The organism is Streptomyces sp. NPDC037054 (assembly GCF_055606745.1).
Window position 1 is genome coordinate 25,220 of record NZ_JBVJSJ010000008.1, and the last position, 17,627, is coordinate 42,846.

The 17,627-nt window shown below is 73.0% G+C and carries 17 protein-coding genes and 1 riboswitch; of the genes, 11 read left to right on the forward strand and 6 right to left on the reverse strand.

Features of this window, described 5'->3' with window-relative positions:
* Positions 1-315: 315 nt before the first annotated feature.
* The 7 genes from ACZ7D7_RS20185 to ACZ7D7_RS20215 all read left to right on the forward strand — a co-directional run bounded on the left by ACZ7D7_RS20185 (position 316) and on the right by ACZ7D7_RS20215 (position 7,135).
* Positions 316-660, forward strand: coding sequence for a helix-turn-helix domain-containing protein (locus tag ACZ7D7_RS20185; protein ID WP_470825886.1), 345 nt, complete (start codon positions 316-318; stop codon positions 658-660).
* A gap of 320 nt (positions 661-980) precedes the next feature.
* Entirely contained in the window at positions 981-1,184 is a 204-nt protein-coding gene (locus ACZ7D7_RS20190; RefSeq protein ID WP_007383480.1) for a cold-shock protein, read from the forward strand.
* A gap of 282 nt (positions 1,185-1,466) precedes the next feature.
* On the forward strand, positions 1,467-2,942 hold the full coding sequence (locus tag ACZ7D7_RS20195; RefSeq protein ID WP_470825887.1) for a DEAD/DEAH box helicase: 1,476 nt from the start codon (positions 1,467-1,469) through the stop codon (positions 2,940-2,942).
* Positions 2,943-3,109: 167 nt separating this feature from the next.
* Complete coding sequence (locus ACZ7D7_RS20200) at positions 3,110-3,409, forward strand: SCO5918 family protein (protein WP_470825889.1); 300 nt, start codon at positions 3,110-3,112, stop codon at positions 3,407-3,409.
* Between the two features lie 111 nt (positions 3,410-3,520).
* Positions 3,521-3,901 (forward strand): hypothetical protein, encoded by a 381-nt coding sequence (locus ACZ7D7_RS20205; protein ID WP_470825890.1) that lies wholly within the window; start codon positions 3,521-3,523, stop codon positions 3,899-3,901.
* 324 nt (positions 3,902-4,225) lie between these two features.
* Positions 4,226-5,602: a lipase family protein gene (locus ACZ7D7_RS20210; protein WP_470825892.1), complete on the forward strand. Its 1,377-nt coding sequence runs from the start codon at positions 4,226-4,228 to the stop codon at positions 5,600-5,602.
* A 171-nt stretch (positions 5,603-5,773) separates the two neighbouring features.
* Positions 5,774-7,135 carry a COG1361 family protein gene (locus ACZ7D7_RS20215; RefSeq protein WP_470825893.1) on the forward strand — a complete coding sequence of 454 codons (1,362 nt, stop codon included), beginning with the start codon at positions 5,774-5,776 and terminating at the stop codon, positions 7,133-7,135.
* A 292-nt stretch (positions 7,136-7,427) separates the two neighbouring features.
* Here the strand turns inward: ACZ7D7_RS20215 and ACZ7D7_RS20220 are convergent, their stop codons facing one another.
* The 3 genes from ACZ7D7_RS20220 to ACZ7D7_RS20230 form a co-directional block, all read right to left on the reverse strand.
* The gene (locus tag ACZ7D7_RS20220) at positions 7,428-7,631 is read right to left on the reverse strand and encodes a cold-shock protein (protein WP_470825895.1); all 204 of its coding nucleotides are present in this window, start codon (positions 7,629-7,631) and stop codon (positions 7,428-7,430) included.
* A 181-nt stretch (positions 7,632-7,812) separates the two neighbouring features.
* The gene (locus ACZ7D7_RS20225; RefSeq protein ID WP_470825896.1) at positions 7,813-9,336 is read right to left on the reverse strand and encodes a flotillin family protein; all 1,524 of its coding nucleotides are present in this window, start codon (positions 9,334-9,336) and stop codon (positions 7,813-7,815) included.
* 181 nt (positions 9,337-9,517) lie between these two features.
* The gene (locus ACZ7D7_RS20230; RefSeq protein ID WP_470825897.1) at positions 9,518-10,027 is read right to left on the reverse strand and encodes a hypothetical protein; all 510 of its coding nucleotides are present in this window, start codon (positions 10,025-10,027) and stop codon (positions 9,518-9,520) included.
* A 213-nt stretch (positions 10,028-10,240) separates the two neighbouring features.
* On the opposite strand from ACZ7D7_RS20230, the gene ACZ7D7_RS20235 reads away from it, so the two are divergent.
* Both ACZ7D7_RS20235 and ACZ7D7_RS20240 read left to right on the forward strand, forming a co-directional pair.
* Positions 10,241-10,987, forward strand: coding sequence for a DUF4142 domain-containing protein (locus ACZ7D7_RS20235; RefSeq protein ID WP_470825899.1), 747 nt, complete (start codon positions 10,241-10,243; stop codon positions 10,985-10,987).
* A 66-nt stretch (positions 10,988-11,053) separates the two neighbouring features.
* On the forward strand, positions 11,054-11,419 hold the full coding sequence (locus tag ACZ7D7_RS20240; protein ID WP_470825900.1) for a DUF6479 family protein: 366 nt from the start codon (positions 11,054-11,056) through the stop codon (positions 11,417-11,419).
* A gap of 392 nt (positions 11,420-11,811) precedes the next feature.
* On the opposite strand, the gene ACZ7D7_RS20245 is transcribed toward ACZ7D7_RS20240, so the two are convergent.
* Positions 11,812-14,115, reverse strand: a complete 2,304-nt coding sequence (locus ACZ7D7_RS20245) for a helix-turn-helix transcriptional regulator (protein WP_470825901.1) — start codon at positions 14,113-14,115, stop codon at positions 11,812-11,814.
* A gap of 180 nt (positions 14,116-14,295) precedes the next feature.
* On the opposite strand from ACZ7D7_RS20245, the gene ACZ7D7_RS20250 reads away from it, so the two are divergent.
* A complete protein-coding gene (locus ACZ7D7_RS20250) occupies positions 14,296-14,670 on the forward strand; it encodes a hypothetical protein (RefSeq protein ID WP_470825902.1) in 375 nt (124 codons plus the stop codon).
* 35 nt (positions 14,671-14,705) lie between these two features.
* Here ACZ7D7_RS20250 and ACZ7D7_RS20255 read toward each other — a convergent pair whose 3' ends face one another.
* Positions 14,706-15,071, reverse strand: a complete 366-nt coding sequence (locus ACZ7D7_RS20255) for an ArsR/SmtB family transcription factor (RefSeq protein ID WP_470825903.1) — start codon at positions 15,069-15,071, stop codon at positions 14,706-14,708.
* 136 nt (positions 15,072-15,207) lie between these two features.
* Positions 15,208-15,421, forward strand: a riboswitch (cobalamin riboswitch).
* A gap of 28 nt (positions 15,422-15,449) precedes the next feature.
* On the opposite strand from ACZ7D7_RS20255, the gene nicT reads away from it, so the two are divergent.
* A complete protein-coding gene (gene nicT / locus ACZ7D7_RS20260) occupies positions 15,450-16,589 on the forward strand; it encodes a Nickel transporter NicT (protein ID WP_470825905.1) in 1,140 nt (379 codons plus the stop codon).
* Between the two features lie 22 nt (positions 16,590-16,611).
* Here the strand turns inward: nicT and ACZ7D7_RS20265 are convergent, their stop codons facing one another.
* On the reverse strand, positions 16,612-17,607 hold the full coding sequence (locus tag ACZ7D7_RS20265; protein WP_470825906.1) for a nucleoside hydrolase: 996 nt from the start codon (positions 17,605-17,607) through the stop codon (positions 16,612-16,614).
* Positions 17,608-17,627 lie beyond the last annotated feature (20 nt).

Here is a 17,627-nt window from a genome sequence, read left to right on the forward strand (position 1 = left end):
CGGCCCCGCGCCCCGGAAGCCCCGTCCGCTCCGGGCCCTCGGGCCATGTGCTGAGAGACACGCTCCGGGCGGCGGCGGTTGCGGTCCGGCCCACCCGGCTCTCCCGGGTACGCCCGGGACCGCCTCCGGGCGCGGCGCGACCGCCTCCCGGGTGCGCCCGGCTCCCCCGCCGGCGCGGCCAGGCCCCCTGGACCGGGCCCCCCGAGGGCACCCGGGACCGCCGGCCGGGGGCAGAATCTGCCGTCGTGAGAGGAGGTATCGGACCGTGGCGCGGCTAGGGTTGCCGTGGCGGGTCGACTCCGAGACGAAGGTGCCATGCCCACTGAGAACCCGGCCGGCGCAGGCCTGGACGACGACGACTACCCCGCGTACACCATGGGGCGGGCCGCGGCCGTGCTCGGCGTGACGCCCGCCTTCCTGCGGTCCGTCGGAGAGGCCGGACTCATCACGCCGCTGCGGTCGGAGGGCGGCCATCGGCGTTACTCCCGGCGGCAGTTGAGGGTCGCGGCGCGGGCCAGGGAGCTCGTCGACCAGGGGACGCCGGTCGAGGCCGCCTGCCGCATCGTCTCCCTGGAGGACCAGCTCGAGGACGCCCGCCGGACCAGTGCGGAGCTGCGGCGGCGGGGCGGGGAACCGGCCGCCGGCCGGGCCCCGGACTGACGTCCTTCCGGGGCCGGAATATCTCTCTTCGCCGATACAGAAATTCGCGGCGCCTGCCGTGCCGGTTTTTACGCCAAAGGATCAGTGGCCGAGAAGGGCGGGCCTTGCCGTGTTCTCTGTGCTACCGTGATATCAGTTGCAGTTTTGGTTCACAGAGACTTTCGAGTGCTCTATCGACCTTTTGTCGACGAGCACTCTTTTCGTTTGCTGAGCTGTCCGGGGCTCGAGGATTTCTCGAAAATCTCCGGAGGGTGATCATCGCGGCGACTCCGGGTCCGCAAGGTGCGGGCTCCGGGCACTGCCCCCAAGGGAGATTCAATATGGCATCTGGCACCGTGAAGTGGTTCAACGCGGAAAAGGGCTTCGGCTTCATCGAGCAGGACGGTGGCGGCGCTGACGTGTTCGCCCACTACTCGAACATCGCCACCTCGGGCTTCCGCGAGCTTCAGGAAGGCCAGAAGGTTACCTTCGACGTCACGCAGGGCCAGAAGGGCCCGCAGGCCGAGAACATCGTTCCCGCCTGACGCTGACGCGCTCAACACGGCTGGGGCCCGCGCTCTTGGGGTGCGGGCCCCAGCCCGTTGCGTTTTTCTTGTCCGGTCCGCCGACCGCCGCCTGTTCGAAGGTGAGCTGCCGCAGATCCTGCCGCCGGCACCGTCATTTTTTCTTCGGCTCATTCTTGCGAATCCTCATTCGACTCACCGCCGGTTCGGCCCACCGCCGCTCCGGATCACGGTCGCTCGGCCTCACCGCCGCTCGGAGGACTTCCTCGATACGTGCCGTATCCGCATCGAGGAAGGTTCCCCATGAACCGCACCACCCGTAACGGCGCCCCGTCCTCCAGGGGAAGTGGCAGCCGCTTCCGGCCCCAGGGCTCGGGCCGCCAGTCGTTCCCGTCCCGCTCGGCGAAGTCCGGCGGCGCCGGGAAGAACGGCCGTGGCCGGCCCGCGCCCCTGCGCGGCGAGTTCGCCACGCCCGTCACCATCACCGCGGCGCTGCCGCCGGTCGAGTCGTTCGCCGAGCTGGACATGCCCGCGCCGCTGCTGAGCGCGCTGGGCTCCGAGGGCGTCACCGTCCCGTTCCCGATCCAGGCGGCGACGCTGCCGAACTCGCTGGCCGGCCGTGACGTCCTCGGCCGCGGGCGCACCGGCTCGGGCAAGACGCTCGCCTTCGGCCTCGCCCTGCTGGCCCGTACGAACGGTCAGCGCGCCGAGCCGCGTCAGCCGCTCGCGCTGGTCCTCGTGCCCACCCGCGAGCTGGCCCAGCAGGTCACCGACGCGCTCACCCCTTACGCCCGCGCGCTGCGGCTGCGTCTTGCCACCGTCGTCGGCGGCATGTCCATCGGCCGGCAGGCCGGTGCGCTGCGCGCCGGAGCCGAGGTCGTCGTCGCCACCCCGGGCCGGCTGAAGGACCTCATCGACCGGGGCGACTGCCGCCTCGACCGCGTCGCCATCACCGTCCTCGACGAGGCCGACCAGATGGCCGACATGGGCTTCATGCCGCAGGTGACCGCCCTGCTCGACCAGGTCGGTCGCGACGGGCAGCGCATGCTGTTCTCCGCCACCCTCGACCGCAACGTCGACCTGCTGGTGCGCCGCTACCTGCACGACCCGGTCGTGCACTCGGTCGACCCGTCCGCGGGTGCCGTCACCACCATGGAGCACCACCTGCTCCACGTGCACGACGCCGACAAGCACGCCACCGCCACGGAGATCGCCGCCCGCGAAGGGCGCGTGATCATGTTCCTGGACACCAAGCACGCGGTGGACCGGCTCGCCAAGCACCTGCTGGCGGTCGGCGTGCGCGCCTCGGCGCTGCACGGCGGCAAGTCCCAGCCGCAGCGCACCCGGACGCTCGCCCAGTTCAAGGACGGTCACGTCACCGTGCTGGTCGCGACCAACGTGGCCGCGCGCGGCATCCACGTCGACAACCTCGACCTCGTCGTGAACGTCGACCCGCCCAGCGACCACAAGGACTACCTGCACCGCGGCGGCCGTACGGCGCGCGCGGGCGAGTCCGGCACGGTCGTCACCCTGGTCCTGCCGCACCAGCGGCGCGCGATGGACCGCCTCATGCACGACGCCGGTATCACCCCGCGGTCCACCAAGGTCCGCTCCGGCGAGGCCGAACTGAGCCGGATCACCGGCGCCCAGGCGCCGTCCGGCGTCCCCGTCGTCATCACCCCGCCGCCGGCGCAGCGCTCCGAGCGCGCGAGTGGTTCCGCCGGGCGGCGGCAGCGCGGGCGCCGCGGCGCCCGGGCGGCCTCCACCGGACGCCGCTGACGGTCCTCGCCCCACCGCACGGCGGTCTCCACGCCGTGCGGTGCGCTCCACCTCGTACGTCCCTCACCCCGTACGGCCCCGCTTCATCCCGTACGGCCGCTGCACCGAACAACCCGCACCGCTCCCCCGTTCCACTTCCGGCGTTTCCTCAACCCCGTGGAGGCATCATGCGCTGTGTCATCGCCCGCTATCCCTTCGACCTGACCAAGAGCGAGGTCGAGGAGTCGATGAAGGGCATCAAGGCCGAGGAGGTCACGGGGATCTCCGTGACGATCGGCCGCCGCACCTACCCGGTCAAGCAGGTCGGGGAAGTGATCACGAAGCAGGACCGGCGTGACTTCACCGCCGCGGAGGTGGCCCGGGCGCTCATCCGCCTCGGCTTCACCTGCCACCCGGCGCCCACGGCCGCCGCGCCCCTGGACGGGCTCACCCCGATGCAGGCGGCGTCCGCGCAACTGGGGGAGTGACATCCCGGCCGTCCCGGGCCGGCCGCACCGCACGCACGCGGAGCGGTCGGCCCGTTCTGTTTCCCGGGGGATCACCTCCGGGGCCATGTCTCTGGAGTAGGCTCCTGACCCATGTCACACCCTGATGACCTGCTCGCCGGCATCGCCGCGATGGTGGAGTCGGAGGGCACCAGCCAGATGTCCCTCACCGTGGTGGTCCCCGGGGCCGTCATCACCGGACGGCTGGCTCCCGAGGCCATGTGGCGAGAGCGCGTGGCCGAGGTCCTGCGGGACTCCGTCCAACTGCGCCCGTTCTCCGACGTGTTCGCCCCGGCCGGCGGCGGCGCCCCGGCCGAGCGGCCGGACGGCGCCCGCCCCACGCACCTCCACTTCCACGTCGCCCGGATCCTCCAGGGCAGCTTCGGCATCCCCGACACGGGCGGGATGTACCGCGTCGCGCTGGAGGACGTGAGCGCCTGGACCGTCGGGGACATCGGCTACTCCGACCAGTAGGGCGCCGGCCGGGGCGGACGTCGCCGCGCACCTCACCGGCACGCGCAGGCCTCGCCGCTCACCTCACGCACCCTTCCCGCCCCGGCGTTCGCGCCTGATGACACGTGTAGGCGGAGCATCGCGGACGGCAAGAAACCGTTCGTAGACACCTTGTCAGCAAGAACTCCACGCACTTACTATCCCGATGTGACTCCCCAGTAACCCCTGGGCGGGTGCGCGGATCCCGGCCCCGTCCTGCACCTGGGGCCCGCCCTCCGGCGAGCCGCTGTCCGGAAGCGTCCGCACCGCCTCTCCTCCATCCCCACCAGTAAGGGAGTGAGCCACGTGGGACGACCGTGCACGCCCCCGCGCCCCGCACGTCCGGGCCGCCTCTTCGCCGCCGCCGCGCTCGCCGCGACGGCGGCGCTCGTCGCCACCGCCGTACCGGCCTCCGCCGACACCACCGACGCGGCGGGTACGACGGCGACGGCACCGCATCCGCGCGAGGCCCGGGTACCGGCCTTCTACACCCCGCCCGCCCAACTGCCCTTCAAGAATGGTGAGTTGATACGCACCGAGCCCCTCCCTCTCGCCCTCACCCTGCCCGGCATCACCGGACCGCTGCCCGGCCGGGCGACCCGGCTGATGTACAAGTCGACGGATTCGACCGGCCGTCCGGTCGCCGTGACCGGCGCCTACATCGAGCCGACGGCGCGCTGGAGAGCGGGCGGCCCCCGGCCCCTCGTGGCCGTCGCCCCGGGCACCATGGGCCAGGGCGACCAGTGCTCGGCCTCGCTGTCCCTGCAACGCCCCCTCGCCCTGAACAACGGCTCCGTCTCCTTCGGTTACGAGGTGCTGTCCGTCTACCGGCTCCTCGCCCGCGGCATCGCCGTCGTCGTCACCGACTACGCGGGCCTCGGCGCCACCGACCGGCTGCACACGTACGTCAACCGCGTCGACGAGGGCCATGCCGTCCTGGACGCCGTCCGCGCCGCGCGGCGCCTCGGCGGAACGACGGTCACCGCCGACTCGCCCGTCGGGCTCTACGGCTACAGCCAGGGCGGCGGCGCCACCGCCTCCGCCGCCGAACTCCAGCCCGCCTACGCGCCCGACGTCACCCTCGCCGGCACCTACGCCGGAGCGCCGCCCGCCGACCTCGCCGCCGTCACCAGGGGCATCGACGGCAGCGCCCTCGCCGGGGCACTCGGCTGGTCCCTGAACGGATTCCTGCAGAGCGAGCCGTCGCTCCAGCCCATCGCCGACGCCCACGTCAACGCCACCGGCCGGGCCGCGCTCGCCGACGCCGCCACCATGTGCATCGGGGACGCCCTGCTGCGGTACGGCTTCACCAGGAGCGGCACGTGGACGAACAACGGCCGCTCCCTCTCCGACGTCATCGCCGCCGAGCCCCGCCTGAAGGCCTTCCTCGACACGCAGCGCATCGGCACGCTCAAGCCCGCCGGGCCCGTGCGCCTCGCGACCGGCGTGCAGGACGACATCGTCCCGCACGCACAGGCCCGCCGGCTCGCCGCCGACTGGTGCGAGAAGGACGCCGACGTCACCTACGTGCCGGTCCGGCTGCCCAACCTCGGCGACAAGATCCTCACCAACCACCTGGCACCACTGCTCACCGACCAGGGCAACGCCATCTCCTGGCTGTCCGACCGCCTCTCGGGCAAGCCGGCGACCTCCAACTGCGGGGCGGTGCCCACCGCGGGCTGAAGCCCGGCGTGCGGGAACGGATCGGCGTGCGGGCCGGGACGCGGCGGTCCGGCGCGCGGCAGGGAGGCGCGCGGGCGTACAACCTCAACGATCCCGCAGCGGTCCAACTCCCGCCCGGGCTCACGCGGTTCGGGACTTCGGAGTTCGGCCAACGGGGAATCAGGGGATGTCATGAGGTCTGTTTCCGTCCGCCGCGCGCTGCGGCTCGGTGTGTGCGGCGCCGCCGTCGCCGGGGTGGCCGTCGCCGGTCTCGGCGCCGCGCCCGCCGTCGCCGACGAGCCGCAGAGCGACCAGTTGTGGATCCAGGCGCCGTACGAGCGGGTCGTCACCGTCGCGCCGGAGGGCGGAGCCGCGCAGTACCGCGACCTGCCCGTCGGGCTGTATCACGACAACAGCACGTTCGCGGTCACCGACGGGCGGATCACCGTCGACGCCTCCGGGCTCGCCGGTGTCGCCGAGGTGGCCTGGCCCGACACCTGCGCGCCCAGCGGCAGCACGGCCGTGTGCAGCGTGCCCGAGGTGCCGACGACCGGGCCCGGCTACCGCCCGCAGGTCGGCCTCAAGGTACGGGCCCTGCCCGGCGTCGGCACGGGCGCCCAGGGGCGGATCACCTACGAGGCGCGGGCGACCGGCGGCCCGGACGGCGAACTCGTCGCTCCGCGGGGCTCGTTCGACACGACCGTACGGGTCGGCTCCGGGCCGGACCTGCGCCTGACGGACCCGGACCCGCTCACCGGCGTCCGCCCGGGCGACACGCCCACCATGCCGCTCACCGTCACCAACACCGGCAACGAGCCCGCCCGGGGCTTCAGCGTGCGGATGTGGGCGACGTACGGCCTGGACTTCGCGACGACGTACCCGCAGTGCGCGTACACGACGCCGGACCACGGCACGGAGAGCGCGCCCATGAAGCGGGCCGACTGCACGTTCGACACCGTCGTCGCGCCCGGCGCGACCGTCGAGCTGCCCGAGCCGCTGAAGGCCGCCGTCGCCGGCCACGCCCTCTACGAGCGGCTGGACGTGTCCGTCGAGCCCGGCGGTGGCGCGGCCGACCTCAGCACGGACGACAACCACGTCGCCTGGCGCCTCGACGCCGCCAACACCGCCGACTTCGCCGTGCGCGGCAGCCAGGTCGAGGGCGCGGCCGGCGACACGGTGACGGCCGCCTTCCGGTTCGTGAACCGGGGGCCGGCCTGGGTCGGCCACGTCAGCTCCGGCGACCCGGTGGCCGTCGTCGACTTCTCCGTGCCCGAGGGCACCACGGCCACGACGGTCCCCGACACCTGCGAGCCGCGCTCGCCGGCCGGCGGCCCCGTCGAGGAGCGGCTCGGCGCCCCGCGCTACGCCTGCTACCTGCCCATGTGGGCGGCACCGGACGCGCGGGTGACGTTCTCCTTCGGGCTGCGCGTCGACCGCGTCGTCCCGGACGCCTCCGGTCGCGTGGTGGCCCGGCCCGACTACGGGACGTCGTTCCCGTTCGACCCGCGCCCGCGCAACAACACCGCCGAGGTCCTGGTGAACCCGGTCGGCTGACCGGCCGACGAGAAGAGAGGGGGAGGCGGTCGGGTCAGGTGGGCCACCGCCTCCCTCGTCGCTTCCGCGAGCACGCTGTCGCTCGGTTCCGCTTCGGGGCCGGGGCGGTCGGACAGGACGGCCGGGGCCACCCAACCGGCCCCGCCGGGCCCTGGAGACCGGGACACGAGCTCAGGCGCACGCGACCACGCGCACGAGAACCGGGACCCGCGTTCGCACGCGAGTCCCGGTTCCGTCGTTCTCGATCCGGCGGTCCGGCGGTCTGGCGGTCCGCCGTCCTGCCTGCTCCGCGTCAGGCGGGGCGGATGTTCTCCGCCTGCGGGCCCTTCTGGCCCTGCGTGATGTCGAAGCTCACCTTCTGGCCTTCCTGAAGCTCACGGAAGCCCTGCGCGGCGATGTTCGAGTAGTGGGCGAAGACGTCCTGCCCGCCGCCGTCCTGCTCGATGAAGCCGAAACCCTTTTCCGAGTTGAACCACTTCACGGTGCCGGTAGCCATACCACATTCTCCTTCGGGGCACTGCCGGAGATTCCACACCGTGTGAAATCTCCCTGTCGCCGAGATGATTGCCCCGCCCGGAGAAAGACACCGGGTAATTCATGCGTGGGAACCAAAACCGCAACTCCAAGCGACGGTAGCACGGAAGGTGCGGCCTCGCCGGGGGCCGCGACCGTGCCCGTCAACCGGCGATCTCGACCTTTCCGTCGTCCTGCGCGGACCCGTTCCCGGCCGGCGTTTCCCGGCGGGTGATGCCCTTGAGGAGTTCCGCCAGGTCGACGCCCGTGGTGGCGCCGAGGAGTTCCATCCCCTGCGCGACATTGTCCGCGACGGCGCGCGGAATGCGGCTCGCGCCGTCCGTGGAGATGACCGTCATCTTGTCCACCGCGCTCAGCGGCTCGGACGCCTTCGCGACGACCTGCGGAAGCACCTCGACCAGCATCTGGAGCACCGCCGCCTCCCCGTACTGCCCGAACGCGTCGGCCTTCTTCCGCATCGCCTCGGCCTCGGCGGCGCCCCTCGCGGCGATCGACGCGGCCTCCGCCTCGCCCTCCAGCCGTACGGCCTCGGCGACCGCGGCACGGCGGGACCGCTCGGCCTCGCCCTCCTTGAGCCCTTCGAGCGCCCCGGCCTCGGCCAGCGCGGTTCGGCGCTGCTTCTCGCCCTCACCGGTCAGCCGGGCCCGCTCGGCCTCGGCCTGCGCCGCGGCGATGGACGCCAGGCGCTCGGCCTCGGCCTGCTTGACCCGGGCCACCTTGCGCGCCTCGGACTCCTGCTCGGCGGCGTACCGCTGGGCGTCGGCGGGCTTGCGGACCTCGGTGTCGAGCTGGCGGTCCTTCAGCGCCGCCTGCCGCTCGGCGACCTTCTCCTGCTCGGCGAGGATCTGCTGGTTGCGCGCGGCCTCGGCGAGCGGTCCGGCGGCGTTCGCCTGCGCCGCCGCGGCGTCCGTCTCGGCCTTGATCTCCGCCTGCTTGAGGTAGAACGTCCGCTGCGCGACCGCGATCTCCTCCTCGGCCTTCAGCCGGGCCTGCTCGGCGGCACGGCGGGCCACGGCCTCCGCGATGTCGGCCTCCTGCTTGGCGCGAGCGGCCTCCGGGCGGCCGAGGTCCTCCAGGTAGGAGCCCTCGGTGCTGATGTCCTGGATCTGGAAGGCGTCCAGCACCAGGCCCTGCCCGGACAGGCTGGCCTCCGCCTCCTCGGCGACCTGCCCGGCGAACGCGGCCCGGTCCCGGATGACGTCCTCCACCGACATCCGGCCCACGATCGCCCGCAGCGCGCCCGACAGCACCTCCTGCGTGAAGCCGACGATGCCGTCCTGCTGCATCAGGAAGCGCTGCGCCGCGGCGCGGATGGAGTCCTCGGTGCCGCCGACCTTGACGATGGCGACGCCTTCGAGATGGGCCTTGATGCCGCGCAGCGTGACGGCGCCGCGCACGGCGACGGGAATGTGCCGCGAGGAAAGGTCGAGCGTGAACCGCTGCTGGACGAACGGCACGACGAACACACCGCCGCCGACCACTACTTTCTGCCCGCTGTTGTCGGTGAACACCCGCCCGGTCTCCGGGTCGGTCGATTTCTTGCCGCGTCGGCCCGTGATGATGAACGCCTCGCTCGGACCCGCGACCTTGTAGCGCGTGATCACCACGAGGGCGATGAGCACGAGAAGGACGACGATCCCGACGACGGCGACGACGACTGGACTCATGGCAGTGCCCCCGAATCACATAGAGGGAAATCAGAAGAATGACGAAAGAAGCGAAGTGGGCAAGCCCAGAGAAATCGAAGCGAAGCGAAGGGAAGAGAGGAGGAGCGAAGGGAAGAGAAGAGGAGGGGAGGGAAGGGGCGGGCAGGGGAGAGAAGGAGAAGCGGAAGGAAGAGGCGCCGGGTCAGCGCTCCACCGGCCGCACCACCACCGACGTCTCGCTCGGCGCCGCCTCGACCCACACCTCGGCTCCCCGCGCCACCGCCACCGCGCTGCGGGCCGCGTACTTCACCGGCTGCCCGGCGAGGCTGAGCAGCACCTCCCCGTAGCCGCCGGCCGGAATGGCGGTCACCACGCTGCCGGAGGTGCCGACGAGGTCACCCCGGCGCGGGACGACGGCCGTGCGGTCGGCCATCAGGGCACGGCTGAGCCGGTACGTCAGCCAGGACGTGCCCAGTCCGCAGACCACGCCGACGGCGGTGGCCGCCACCGGGCCCGCGCCCGCCGCGCCGAGGGCGAGAGCACCGCCGAAGCCGGTCGCCGACACGAATCCGGCGACGACCGGCAGCGACAGCCACCCGTCGAGGGCTCCCCCGAGAACGCCCTCGACGGCCCCCTCCAGCAGGCCGTCGAAGACCAGCGACAGGGCGAGCAGTACGACCCCCGTGATGCCGAGTCCGAGAAACCAGGCCATGCGCACTGCCCCCTCTCGCCCGCCGCTGATCTCCGCGTTGATGCGATCCTGACATGCACAGCAAGAGACGTTCACTGCCGTGTTCCGGCAACGTTTGACGAGACTTCGGTGCCGCTTTCGGCCCGTCGGCGGGTTTGCCGGCCGCCGGATTGATTGCTTCGGCCGCTCCGTACGTACCTCCTGGGGACCGACCCGTTCACACCAGGAGGCAGCATGCGCATGTCGCGCAGGGCGGCAGGCACCGTGTTCATCGGCGGCGGCCTGGTCCTCACCCTCGCCGCGCTCGCCTACCCCGCCATGCTCGGGGTGGAGAACACGGCGACGACCTCGTCCCGCGTCATCGCCAACACCCGCTACGGCCCGCTGACGGAGGCCGACCGGGACTTCGTGGTGAAGGTCAGGGCGGCGGGGCTGTGGGAGCATCCGCTCGGCCTGATGGCGATGCAGCGGGGCACGACGCCCGAGATGAAGGAGGCGGGCGAGCACCTGGTCGCCGGGCACGCGCGCCTGGACGAGACGTGCCGCAAGATCGCCCCCGAGCTGGGGATCACGCTGCCCAACCAGGCCAGCCCGCAGCAGCAGCAGTTCGTGGCGACCGTGGACGGCAGCACGGGCAAGCAGTTCGACATCACGGCGGTCAGCATCATGCGCGTGACGCACGGCCAGATCTTCCCGGTGGTCGCCAAGATCCGCGCCAGTACGCAGAACTCGCTGGTGCGACAGCTGGCCGACCAGGCCAACGACACGGTGCTGGACCACATCACGGTGCTGGAGAAGACCGGCATGGTCAACTTCGACCAGATCAACTTTCAGCAGACGACGCCGCCGAAGCTGCCCCAGGAACAGCTGACGCCGCCGCCCCCGCAGCCCGGGGCCCCCGTCGTCGCCCTGACCGAGCCGCCCGGCCTGGACGTGAACACCACCTCGCCGACCCCGACCCCCAGCCCGACCGTGCGCTGAGGCCGGGCACGTGATTCTTTGCCCATTTCGGGCGTTAATCCGCAATCCGCCGGGGATAATTGGTACATGAGTACGGCAGCGTTCGAACTACTGGCCGCCTCGCAGGATGTACTCAATGTGACGGCGGCGTTCATCGGCGGGCTGGTCGTGGCCGGCGCGCTCGTGTGGGCCGTACGCCTCGGCATCAGGGTCATGGAGCGGGAGCCGCACCGGCCCACCGCCGAGGAGCAACCCAGGCTGCCCGACACGGGCGCGGTCCACGAGGTCCGAGAGGTGCGCGAGCCCGACGAGGTGCCGGCGGCCACCGACGGCAGACGGCTCATGCCCTACGAACTCCACCAGGCGCAGAGCAAACGGGGCGAGGACCAGCACCGCCGCCGCTGGCGGCCCGGCTCCAGCGGTTCCTTCGGCAGCGGAGGCTTCCGGCTCTGACGCGACCCTCCGCACGGGCGTCCGCACGGCCCGTCCGCGCGACGGTCCACGCGGGGCGGCCTTCTAGGCGGGGCTGCCCCGCCGACCAGGGGCAGCCCCGCCTGATGCCGCCGGGGAAGCCGGGACGCCGGGCGCCTTGCCATGACAGCCGTGGGGTTTGACCAGCACTGCCGGCACCCCTCGTCCGTTTTCCCCGGGCGGCACCACCCACTGTGCCGTGCCGCGGGGCGCCCCGCGGCACGGAACGCCGGAGATCGGTACGCACGCGCGGCACCCGCCACCAAGATCGGTACCGGCCGCCGCAGCGGACTCGGTATACGTACCGGGCCCCACCGGACGGCCCCGCCGCCTCCCCGTTCGTACGTGCGACACCTACGTGTCCGTACGCGGCGCTACTGACCGGCCACGGCCGGTATCTCGGTACGGGACGTGATGCGGAGCTTGGCGAGGATGTGCTCGACGTGGGCGTCCACGGTGCGCTTGGAGATGACGAGCCGCTCCGCGATCTCCCGGTTGGACATGCCCTGCGCCACCAGCGCCGCGACCTCGCGCTCGCGCCGGGTGAGGACATCGACGGAACGGTTCTGCACTCCGGCCCGGCGCCCGGCGGCCCGAGCGGCCGACGATCCGTGGGAGGGCGGCTCGTCCGCGTCGGCCCGTACGGCGTCCAGCACCTGCCGGCCCGACAGCCGCGCGCCCGCCTGCCACCACTGCTCGAACCGCTCCTCGCCGAGCGCCGCGCGGACCTGCTCGCGCATCGCCTCCTGCTCCTCCAGCAGCCGCGGCAGCAGCGCCACCGGGTCGCCGCTGAGCCGGCGCGCGTTCTCCGCGTAACCGAGCAGCCAGCCCGCCCGGACGTGCCGGCCGTGCCGGGCGGCGTGCCAGGCGAGGCCCAGACAGGCCAGCGCGGCCACCAGCACCTCGCCGATCTCGGCGGCGGCCTCCAGGCCCCGGCGGAACAGGTCCGCGCTCGCCTCCTGCTCCCCGCCCAGCCACAGCACGAGCCCCTGCACCATCAGCGTCGAGCCGTACAGCTGACGCTCGCCCGTGCGCTCCAGGTGGGCGAGGCCGGTGGCGCACAGGTCCAGGGCGCCTGCCGGGTCGCCGAGCACCGCGCGCAGCAGGGCACCCTCGTAGTGGACGACGGCGATGCCGAGCCCGTCACCGGACGCGACGATGCGCAGCCGGGCGTCCTCCAGCGCCGCGAGGCCCTCCTCGACCGCGCCGCCGAGCACGGTCATGGCGCCCAGATACGCCTCGGCGAACAGCTCCACGCGGTCCACCCCGGCGCGCTTGGCGACCTCGTGGGCCTGCGGGAACCGCTCAAGGGCGGTCTCCAGATCGCCGGTCCACACCGCGAAGACGCCGGTCATGAACAGGCCCCAGGCCCGCTCGGCGCCGTCCTCGGGGACGCGGTCCAGGCCCTTGTCGATCCAGTGCCGGCCCTCGGACAGGGTGCCCGCGGCCCGCCAGTACGGGCCGAGCCGCGTCGCCAGCCACAGCGCGTCGGCCGCCCGGCCCTCGGTGGCGTACCCGTACTCCAGCGCGGCCCGCACATCGGCGACGTCGTCCCGCAGCGTGCGGTGCAGCGCCACCTGGGCGGGGGTCAGCAGCTCGTCCCAGAAACGCCCGGTCAGCGCCTCGTAGTGGCCGAAGTGCCGTGCCCGTACGGCCGGCTCGTCGGCGGTGCCGGCGAGCCGGGCGGCGCCGTACTCGCGGATGGTGTCCAGCAGCCGGTAGCGGCCGCCGTCCTCGCCGATGCGCTGCACGACCGACTTGTCCACGAGGCCGATCAGGGCCTCCACGACCCGCTCGGCGGGCAGGTCCCCGCCCGCGCACACCCGCTCGGCCGCGGACAGCTCGAACGACCCGGCGAACACCGAAAGCCGCGCCCACAGCGCCCGCTCCTCGGCCGTGCACAGGTCGTACGACCAGTCGATGGCGGTGCGCAGGGTCTGGTGCCGGGTGAGGGCCGTGCGGCGGCCGCCGGTGAGGACCTCGAAGCGGCGGTCCAGCCGGGCGACCAGTTCGGCGAGCGGCACGGCACGCAGCCGTACGGCGGCCAGCTCCAGGGCGAGCGGAATGCCGTCGAGCCGGTCCACCAGCGCGAGGGTGCGCTCGCGGTCGGCCTCGGTGACGGCGAAACCGCCGGTCACGTCGGCGGCGCGCTGCTCGAACAGGGCGACGGCGTCCTCGCGGGGCAGCGGGGCCAGGGGGACGCAGTGCTCGCCGGGCACGTCGAGGGGCTGCCGGCTGGTGGCGAGGACGCTCAGGCCGCCGGCCTCGCGCAGGAGGATGTCGCAGAGCATGGCGCACGCGTCGACGAGGTGCTCGCAGGTGTCGAGGACGATCAGCATGCGCCGGCCGCGCAGATGCTCGACCACCGCGTCCAGCGGGCTCATCCCGGACTGCTCGGGCAGCTCCAGCACGCCGGCGAGGGTCGCCGGGACCAGCTCGGGGTCGTGCAGCCCCGACAGTTCCACCAGCCGCACCCCGTCGGCGAACCGCCCGGCGAGTCCGCCGGCCGCGCGCAGCGCCGTACGGCTCTTGCCGACGCCGCCGGGGCCGACCAGGGTGACGAGCCGTGACCGCGCCAAGGCGCCCTGGATCAGAGCGAGCTCCTCGTCGCGGCCGACGAATCCGGTGAGTTCCACCGGGAGTTGTCCACCACGTCGCTGTCCGAAGCCGAATCCCATAACGCCCCCGTAGTCGACCCGTTCACCCGCACAGCGTAGTGAGGCAGGTGCCCAGCGTGAATGGAGCCTCGTCGGCGTGGCGGCGAGGATTCCGCTTTCCGCGCGCGGCGGGGCGGGACGGAGGAGAATCGGAAACGCCGGAAACCGCGCGAATCGGCTGCGGGACGGAGGTGGGCCGCCGTGATCACCGAACTCGCGGTCGAGCGGGTCGAATTCGCCTGCGGCTCGTGCGGGCACCGCTGGAGCGTGGACCACGACGTCCAGCGCTACCTGGACGGTCACGGGGACGAGTGGGAGTGCTTCCACCGGGACAACACGTCCGTGCCGTCGCCGTACACCCCGGAGGGGGCGCCGGCGTGCGGGCGGTGCGGGGGGCGCACGGCGGGGCGGCTGGTGGCGCGGCGGCCGGTGCCGTTGCCGGGGACGCCGGGGCAGCCGCGGACGCGGGTGCCGGGGGTGGGGATGCACCGGCCCGAGCGGCACATCGCGCCGATGCTCGGGGCGGTGGTCCGGGACGCGGACGCCCGCGGGGCGGGGCGTTCCACGCAGGGGTGAGCGGCCGGCGGTGCGGGCGCCGTCGGGCGGGGACGTCAGTGGCTCAGTGTGTCCGCCGCGCAGTGCTCCAGCAGGGATCGGACCTCCGTGTCGACCACGCGGTAGCGGACCACGCGGCCCTCCTTCTCGCCCTCCACCACGCCCGCCGCCCGCAGCAGACGGAGGGCCTGGGAGACCGCCGGGTCGTTCATGCCCGTCGCGATCGCCAGGTCGGAGACCGCCAGCGGGCCGGTGCGGTGCAGGGCGAGCAGCAGCGCGAGGCGCTTGGCGTCGGCGAGCAGGGAGAAGCGGTCGGCCCAGGTGCGGACGTGGCCGGGCTCGCCGATCGCGGCGATGGCGTCGCACACCCGGTGGCCGTCGATGGCGCGCCGGTCGGCGCGGTCGGCCGGGACGAGATGCATGGAGCCATCCTCGCAGGTGCCCCGTCGTTCGCACCGGCCCGCGGCGGACCCGAACGGCGTTCAAACCCCGGACCCCGCCTTTGTGATCTTGAATACCTGCGTAGCTGTGCAGCTATGCAGCGGTGCCCCGCAGGCCCTACCGTGGCCCCGCCGTGGTGTTCGGGAAGCCGGTGACGGTCCGTCGGGAAACCGAGGGACCCAGACCGGCGCGGCCCTCGCCACTGTGATCGGGGAGTTCGCGTCCCACGCCCCACCCGGGGCAGCCACTGGCCACCGCACGGCGGCCGGGAAGGCGGGCCGAGAACGCACGACCCGTAAGCCAGGAGACCGGCCACGGCATCTCACGAACTGATCCACGAGGTGCTGGAGCGTGACCGGATGACCTTGCCCGACCCTGCCCCGAAGACGTCCCCGACGGCGTCCTCGCCGGCCTCCCCGACCCCCGCCGCGTCCTTCCGCTGGCGCCGCGAGGACACCGTGCGGACCGGCGGTCTGATGGCCGTGATCGCCGCACTGCACGTCGTCGCCTTCGGCATCCTGTTCCTCCTCGTGGTCCCCGGCGACCACGAGGTCGGCTCGAAGGCCTTCGGCATCGGCCTCGGCATCACCGCCTACACCCTCGGCGTACGGCACGCCTTCGACGCGGACCACATCGCCGCCATCGACAACACCACCCGCAAGCTCATGGCCGACGGCAAGCGGCCCGTCTCCGTGGGCTTCTGGTTCGCGCTCGGCCACTCCAGCGTGGTCGTGCTGCTCGCCGCGATGATCGCCGGCGGCACGACGCTCGCGACCCGCGTGACCAGCGAGGAGTCGACCACGCACCAGGTGCTCGGCGTCCTCGGCACCACGGTCGCCGGCTCGTTCCTCTACCTGATCGCCGCGCTCAACCTGGTCGCCCTGCTGGGCATCCTGAAGGTCTTCCGGGCGATGCGGCAGGGCACGTACGACGAGGTCGAGCTCGAACGGCACCTGGATTCCCGGGGGTTCATGAACCGCTTCCTCGGCAGGCTGACCCGCTCGATCTCCCGCCCCGGCCAGATGTACCCGCTGGGCTTCCTGTTCGGTCTCGGCTTCGAGACGGCCACCGAGGTCACGCTGCTGGTGATGGCCGGGTCGGGTGCCGCGGCCGGGCTGCCCTGGTACGCGATCCTGTGCCTGCCGCTGCTGTTCACCGCGGGCATGTGCCTGTTCGACACCCTCGACGGCACGTTCATGAACTTCGCCTACCAGTGGGCGTTCTCCAACCCCGTCCGCAAGGTCTTCTACAACCTCACGATCACCGGCCTGTCGATCGCCGTCGCGTTCTTCATCGGCACGATCGAACTGGTCGGCGTGCTGCACGAGAAGCTCGATCTCCGCGACGCGGTGACGAGTTGGATCGCCGCCATCGACCTGGACAGCGTCGGCTACGTCATCGTCGGCCTGTTCGTGGTGGTGTGGGCGGCGGCGGTGTCGTACTGGAAGGTCGCGAAGGTGGAACAGCGCTGGGCGCCACGCCCGGCCGAGGCGGACTGACCCCGGCACCCCCAGGGCCTGTTCACACCGGGCCCGGGCGCTCCACGGCGTCCAGGTACAGCCGCACGTAGCGCGCCACGTCGACGTCCAACGCCACGTCCACCAGGGCCTGTTCACGGGTGCCGTCGTGGAGCTCGGACTCGCCGGGGCGGGGCCGGCGGTCGACGATCGTCTGGCCGCGGGTGGGCCCCGGGGCCAGGGACACCTCGACCGGAAGGCGGTGCGTGGTCAGGCCCTCCGGGTCCACGACCGCGCACACCGCACCCGCGTCGCCGAGCCCCCCGCCGGGGTCCGACGCGTCGGTGACGGGGCCGCGGTGGGCGAGCAGTTCGCCGGCGAGGCGGGTGCCGGGGTCGGTGCTCGCCCGCAGCCGGCGCAGGTCCGGCCCCGGCACGATCACGCGCTGGAACACGTCGAGGCCGTACATCGTGAGGGGCACCCCGGCGGTCAGCAGCACCGCGGCGGCCTCCGGGTCGTGCCAGACGTTGAACTCGGCGACGGGCGTGGCGTTCCCGGTGGCCACCGCGCCGCCCATGAACACGATCCGCTCGATGTTGCGCGTGACGTCCGGGTGGGTGCGCAGCAGCAGCGCGATGTTGGTGAGCGGCGCGGTCGGGATCAGCGTGACCGGGCGCGGCGAGGCGAGGATCTCGCGGCGCAGCAGCGTCACCGCGTCCACGTCGGCGGGGGCGCGGGTCGGCGCGGGCAGCCCGAGGTCGCCCATGCCGTCGTGGCCGTGGACGTGCCGCGCGGTGCGCACCGCCTCGATCAACGGCCGTTCGGCGCCCCGCGCGACGGGGATCTCGGGGGCGCCGGCCCGCTCCAGCACGGTCAGGGTGTTGCGGACGACGCCGTCGACGTCGGTGTTCCCGGCCACGCAGGTGACGGCCCGCAGGTCGAGCCCGGGGTGCCGTACGGCGAGCAGCAGGGCGAGGGCGTCGTCGATGCCGGTGTCGCAGTCGATGATCACCGGGACGGGGCGGGCGGCGCCCCGCGGTCCCACCTGGTCGGTCGTCACGGCGGCCTCTCCTCGCATCA

What these genes read in the sequence shown, in the direction of transcription:
- ACZ7D7_RS20200 (WP_470825889.1), top strand. Translation starts at nt 3,110, where the DNA reads ATGCGCTGTGTCATCGCCCGCTATCCCTTCGACCTGACCAAGAGCGAG.
- ACZ7D7_RS20255 (WP_470825903.1), bottom strand. Translation starts at nt 15,071, where the DNA reads ATGCATCTCGTCCCGGCCGACCGCGCCGACCGGCGCGCCATCGACGGC.
- ACZ7D7_RS20220 (WP_470825895.1), bottom strand. Translation starts at nt 7,631, where the DNA reads ATGGCTACCGGCACCGTGAAGTGGTTCAACTCGGAAAAGGGTTTCGGC.
- ACZ7D7_RS20235 (WP_470825899.1), top strand. Translation starts at nt 10,241, where the DNA reads ATGCGCATGTCGCGCAGGGCGGCAGGCACCGTGTTCATCGGCGGCGGC.
- ACZ7D7_RS20230 (WP_470825897.1), bottom strand. Translation starts at nt 10,027, where the DNA reads ATGGCCTGGTTTCTCGGACTCGGCATCACGGGGGTCGTACTGCTCGCC.
- ACZ7D7_RS20215 (WP_470825893.1), top strand. Translation starts at nt 5,774, where the DNA reads ATGAGGTCTGTTTCCGTCCGCCGCGCGCTGCGGCTCGGTGTGTGCGGC.
- ACZ7D7_RS20225 (WP_470825896.1), bottom strand. Translation starts at nt 9,336, where the DNA reads ATGAGTCCAGTCGTCGTCGCCGTCGTCGGGATCGTCGTCCTTCTCGTG.
- ACZ7D7_RS20245 (WP_470825901.1), bottom strand. Translation starts at nt 14,115, where the DNA reads ATGGGATTCGGCTTCGGACAGCGACGTGGTGGACAACTCCCGGTGGAA.
- ACZ7D7_RS20205 (WP_470825890.1), top strand. Translation starts at nt 3,521, where the DNA reads ATGTCACACCCTGATGACCTGCTCGCCGGCATCGCCGCGATGGTGGAG.
- ACZ7D7_RS20185 (WP_470825886.1), top strand. Translation starts at nt 316, where the DNA reads ATGCCCACTGAGAACCCGGCCGGCGCAGGCCTGGACGACGACGACTAC.
- nicT (WP_470825905.1), top strand. Translation starts at nt 15,450, where the DNA reads ATGACCTTGCCCGACCCTGCCCCGAAGACGTCCCCGACGGCGTCCTCG.
- ACZ7D7_RS20240 (WP_470825900.1), top strand. Translation starts at nt 11,054, where the DNA reads ATGAGTACGGCAGCGTTCGAACTACTGGCCGCCTCGCAGGATGTACTC.
- ACZ7D7_RS20190 (WP_007383480.1), top strand. Translation starts at nt 981, where the DNA reads ATGGCATCTGGCACCGTGAAGTGGTTCAACGCGGAAAAGGGCTTCGGC.
- ACZ7D7_RS20195 (WP_470825887.1), top strand. Translation starts at nt 1,467, where the DNA reads ATGAACCGCACCACCCGTAACGGCGCCCCGTCCTCCAGGGGAAGTGGC.